Origin of the sequence: Spongiactinospora gelatinilytica, from assembly GCF_003236385.1 — a bacterium.
Taxonomy (GTDB): Bacteria; Actinomycetota; Actinomycetes; order Streptosporangiales; family Streptosporangiaceae; genus Spongiactinospora; species Spongiactinospora gelatinilytica.
Window position 1 is genome coordinate 1 of record NZ_POUA01000496.1, and the last position, 4,614, is coordinate 4,614.

The window sequence follows — 4,614 nt, forward strand, 5'->3', positions numbered from 1 at the left end:
CCATCAAGCACGCCCCGGGATCGGCCATCCAAGTCCACCTGCGCCCCACCCACCGGGCCAGGCGAGGGGCCGTTGGTGACGGTGACCTCAAGGGTCTCGGCGGTGGGGCGCAGGTGGACTTGGATGGCCGATCCCGGGGCGTGCTTGATGGCGTTGGTCAGGCCCTCCTGCACCACGCGGGCGGCGGTGTGGAGTACCGGGCCGGGGAGTTCGGCCGCCACGGTCTCCTCGCCGCCGTCCAGGCGTACGTTCACGCCGGAGGCCGCCGCCCGGGCCACCAGTGCGGCGACCGTGCCCACCGGGGGTTCGCCGTCCTGGCGGAGCAGGCCGGTGATCTGCCGGAGCCGGTCGGTGGCCGTGGCGGCGGACTCGCGAAGTTCGGCCGCCGCCTGCCGGAGCGCCGGGGTGGCCTCGGCGGCGACCTGCACGGCGGCGGCGCGTACGGCCAGCAGACTCAGTTCGTGCCCCAGCGAGTCGTGCATGTCCGAGGCGATGCGGGCTCGTTCGCGCAGCCGTTCGTGCTGGGCGGCCCGCGCGTGCTCGCGTTCCAGTACGACGGCCAGCTCGAACCCCGCGGCGGCGAGGTCGGCCTGCGCGCGCAGGTACCGGCCGACCGCCCACGGGGCCAGGACCAAGAGCAGCACAGTGGAGGCCGCGGTGAACCAGTCCTCGCCGCCCGGCCGTCCGGGCACGAAGGCCAGCGCCGAAGCCGCCACCCCGACCAGCGCGCCCACTTGGGCCACGGCCGTGCGGCCCCCGGAACGCCGCCCCAGTAGGAAAACGAACAGCATGACGGACAGCGCGAGCTGCGCCACGTATACATCGTCGGCGACGACCACCCCCGGCAGCAGCGCCAGCGCGGCGGCCGGCAGCGGCCACCGCCGCCACATCGCCGCCGCGGCGGCCAGCAGCACGACCCCGCACGCCCGTAGCGCCGCCACATCGAGCAAGGCGTACTCCGGCAGCGGGTCGTCCGACAGCCACATCGACGCGACTGCCACCGCCCACAGCAGTACGTCTCCGCAGACCCGGCGGCCACACGGCGACTTCAGCACGTTCACCCTGCCACGCTATGCGGTTCGCCCCCGCCCCACCCCTGACGAAAGTCGGGGGTGGCTCCCACCGATCGGCCCATTCGCGCGAAGGGCGCCGGTGCATAGCGTCCTGGCATGATCCGCCTGACCGATCTAACCAAACGCTACGGGCCCACGACGGCCGTGGATAACCTCGACCTGGAACTGCGGCCCGGCCAGGTGACCGGCTTCCTCGGCCCGAACGGTGCCGGGAAATCCACCACGATGCGCCTGATCCTGGGCCTGGACGCGCCCACCTCCGGGACCGCCTTGATCGGCGGCACGCCGTACGCCCGGCTACGCCACCCGCTGCGCACGATCGGCGCGCTGCTGGACGCCAAGGCCGTCCACCCTGGCCGCACCGGCCGCGACCACCTGCGCGCGCTGGCCCGCTCACAGCGCATCCCCGCCGCCCGGGTGGCGGAGGTACTTGAGATCGCGGGTATGACGAGCGCCGCGGACCGGCGGGCGGGCACGTACTCCCTCGGCATGAGCCAGCGGCTGGGCATCGCGGCGGCGCTGCTCGGCGACCCTCAGGCGCTCATGCTGGACGAACCGGTCAACGGCCTGGACCCCGACGGGGTGCGCTGGATCCGCACCCTGCTGCGTTCGCTGGCCGCCGAGGGCCGCACGGTGTTCGTCTCCTCGCATCTGATGAGCGAGATGGAGCAGACCGCCGACCGCGTCGTCGTACTCGGCCGCGGCCGGTTGGTCGCCGACGAGCCGATGCGCGACCTGCTCGCCGCCGCGCCCACGGGCAGCCTGGTACGCGGCCCGGACCTGCGGCCACTCGCCGCGGCCTTCGCCGGTGCCGGGTACGACCACGGCACGCTGGTCGTACCGGGCGTGCCCCCGGCGGAGGTCGGGGCCAGGGCTTTCGCGCTGGGCGTCGAGATCCACGGTCTCCAAGCCGCCGGTTCCTCGCTGGAGGACGTCTACCTGCGCCGCACGGCGGCCGTGGCCCAGTTCACCTCCGCCCCGACGACCAAGGAGACCGGCCGATGAGCGCCGGGGGCCGGCCACCCGGCCTGCCCGACGTGCTCGCCGCCGAGCGGATCAAACTGCTCACCGTACGTTCCACCTGGTGGTTCGCCGGTGGGCTGGTCGCCCTGCTGCTGCTCATGACCGTCCTGGACGACGGCGCCGACGGGCCGGTCCCGGCGCGCTCGCTGACCGTGGGGCTGACGGCGGTGAGCTATTTCGGGCAGTACGTCGTGGCCGCGTTCGGCCTCCTGGTGGTCACCGGCGAGCTGGCCACCCGCTCGATCACGGTCACGTTCGCCGCCACGCCGTCCCGTGGCCGGGTGATGCTCGCCAAGGCCGTCGTGACCGGCGTGGCCGCGCTGCTGCTCGGCTCGGCCGCCGCCGCCCTGGGCATCGGTACGGCGGCGGCCCGGCACGGCGAGCTGCCCCGCGTGATCGGCGACGCGGCCGGGCAGGTCGCCGCCACCGGCGTGTACCTCGGCCTGCTGGCGGTCGTCGCGCTGGGCGTGGGGGCCCTGGCACGCCGGTCCGCGGGGGCGCTCACCTGCATGGTCCTGCTGCTGCTCGTCCTGCCCGAACTGCTGCGCATGGCGGCGGGGCAGGTGGGCGCGCCGTTCCTGGAGACCTTCGCCGGGTGGACACCGGCGCCGGCGGGGTGGCGGCTGATGACCGGGCAGTGGGAGTACGCGCTGGTGCTGGCGGGGTGGGCGGTCGCGGCGATGGGCGCGGCCATCGGGGTACTCCGCGCCCGCGACGCGTGACCCCCGCGGGAACGGGCATCTCACTCGGCGACCATGCCCGCCTCGTGCGCGATGACGGCGGCCTGGACGCGGTTGCGTACGGCCAGGCGGGTCATCAGCGCTGAGACGTGCGCCTTGACCGTCCCTTCGGCCAGGAAGAGGCGACGGCCGATCTCGGCGTTGCTCAGTCCTTCCCCGAGCAGCGCCAGTACGTCCCGCTCGCGCGGGGTCAGCGTCGCGACCTTCGCGCGGGCGGCATGCCTGCGCCCGATCAGCCCGCCGGACAACTGGGCGATGACCTGGTGGGCGACCCTCGGAGACAGGAACGCCGCCCCGTCGCGCGCCGCCCGGACCGCCGCCATCAGCTCGTACGGGTCGCCCGACTTGAGCAGGAACCCCGACACCCCCGCCTCCAGGGCGCCCGCGACGTACTCGTCCTCGCCGAACGTCGTCAGCATCACCACCGCCGTCTCCGGCACCGCCCGCCGAAGCTCCGCCGCCGCGCTCAGCCCGTCCAGCACCGGCATGCGGATGTCGAGCAGCGCGACGTCGGGGCGGTGCGCGCGGGCCTGCTCGACCGCCGTACGGCCGTCGCCCGCCTCGGCGACCACCGCCACGTCGGGGGCCGCGCTCAGGATCGCGCGGACCCCGGCCCGGATCATCGCCTCGTCGTCGGCCAGCAGCACTCTAATCACAGCGCCGACCGTACCCGGCGGCGATGAGCGGCGCGAAACCGGCGGCGTACCGTTTCCATCATGTCGGGCAACGAATCCACGGCGGAGCGGACCTACGATCCACGCCGATACGCACCCGGGGAACTCGCGGCCCTCGCCACCCGCCACGGCCTGCGGCGCAGCGCGGCACGCCCCCGGATGACCGTTTACCTGAGACGATTATGGGACCGCCGCCGGTTCATCTCGGCCTATGCCGACGCGCGGAACACCTCCAAATACAGCGGCACGGTGATCGGCCGGCTCTGGCAGGTCATCACCCCGTTGCTGAACGCGGCGGTCTATTTCGTGATGTTCGGCCTCATCCTGGGCGGCGGAGCGGGAGTGGACAACTATGTCGCGTTCCTGGTCACCGGGATGTTCGTGTTCACCTACACGCAGCGCACGGTGGCCGCGGGCGGGAAATCCGTGAGCGCCAACCTCTCACTCATCCGCGCCCTGCACTTCCCCCGGGCGATCCTTCCGATCGCCTACACCCTCCAGGAACTCCAGCAGCTCTTCTGGTCGATGCTGGTGTTGCTGCCCATCGTCCTGCTGGACGGTGGGCGGCCTTCGGCGCACTGGCTGCTCGTACCGGTCGCGCTGTTCCTGCAAACCCTTTTCAACGCGGGGGCCGCCCTAATCGCCGCCCGGCTGGGCACCCAGGTGCGCGACCTCAATCAGCTCATGCCGTTCATCACGCGCACCTGGCTTTATCTGTCGGGGATATTCTTTTCCATCCAGGACAAGGTGGTCGGCCATCCCGCGCCTGACGGAGAGTGGTCCGGGGCGCATCTCCCGCAGTGGGTGGCCGACCTCATGTACGCCAACCCGGCCGCCGCGTACATCGAGCTGATGCGCGGCCTTCTCATGTCGGACACCGGCCCGACCGCCACCACCTGGCTGACCTGCGCCGCCTGGGCGTTGATCGGCTGTGTGGGGGGCGTGTGGTACTTCTGGTCGGCCGAGGAGAGGTACGGGCGCGGCTGACCCGGCCGGGTGGGCCACGGCCCTGGCAGGGGCATGGCGAACCGGTGCGCGGGTCAGGGACGGCGGCCGAGGTAGGCGGCCAGCCGGTCGGCGGGGGTGGCGCCGGGCAGCGGCTCC

5 protein-coding genes are annotated in these 4,614 nt (G+C 73.1%); 3 read left to right on the top strand and 2 right to left on the bottom strand.

What is annotated here, in order from left to right; genetic code table 11:
* On the bottom strand, nt 1-1,061 hold a 1,061-nt coding region (locus tag C1I98_RS35610), incomplete at its 3' end, for a sensor histidine kinase (RefSeq protein ID WP_233508464.1).
* 108 nt (nt 1,062-1,169) lie between these two features.
* Here C1I98_RS35610 and C1I98_RS35615 point away from each other — a divergent pair.
* Nucleotides 1,170-2,078: an ABC transporter ATP-binding protein gene (locus C1I98_RS35615; RefSeq protein WP_111171699.1), complete on the top strand. Its 909-nt coding sequence runs from the start codon at nt 1,170-1,172 to the stop codon at nt 2,076-2,078.
* Nucleotides 2,075-2,818, top strand: a complete 744-nt coding sequence (locus C1I98_RS35620) for a hypothetical protein (RefSeq protein WP_111171700.1) — start codon at nt 2,075-2,077, stop codon at nt 2,816-2,818. Before C1I98_RS35615 ends, C1I98_RS35620 begins: the two co-directional genes overlap by 4 nt.
* A 20-nt stretch (nt 2,819-2,838) precedes the next feature.
* Here C1I98_RS35620 and C1I98_RS35625 read toward each other — a convergent pair whose 3' ends face one another.
* Nucleotides 2,839-3,492, bottom strand: a complete 654-nt coding sequence (locus tag C1I98_RS35625) for a response regulator (protein WP_111171701.1) — start codon at nt 3,490-3,492, stop codon at nt 2,839-2,841.
* A 60-nt stretch (nt 3,493-3,552) separates the two neighbouring features.
* On the opposite strand from C1I98_RS35625, the gene C1I98_RS35630 reads away from it, so the two are divergent.
* Nucleotides 3,553-4,497: an ABC transporter permease gene (locus C1I98_RS35630; RefSeq protein ID WP_111171702.1), complete on the top strand. Its 945-nt coding sequence runs from the start codon at nt 3,553-3,555 to the stop codon at nt 4,495-4,497.
* Nucleotides 4,498-4,614 lie beyond the last annotated feature (117 nt).

What these genes read in the sequence shown, in the direction of transcription:
- C1I98_RS35615 (WP_111171699.1), top strand. Translation starts at nt 1,170, where the DNA reads ATGATCCGCCTGACCGATCTAACCAAACGCTACGGGCCCACGACGGCC.
- C1I98_RS35620 (WP_111171700.1), top strand. Translation starts at nt 2,075, where the DNA reads ATGAGCGCCGGGGGCCGGCCACCCGGCCTGCCCGACGTGCTCGCCGCC.
- C1I98_RS35630 (WP_111171702.1), top strand. Translation starts at nt 3,553, where the DNA reads ATGTCGGGCAACGAATCCACGGCGGAGCGGACCTACGATCCACGCCGA.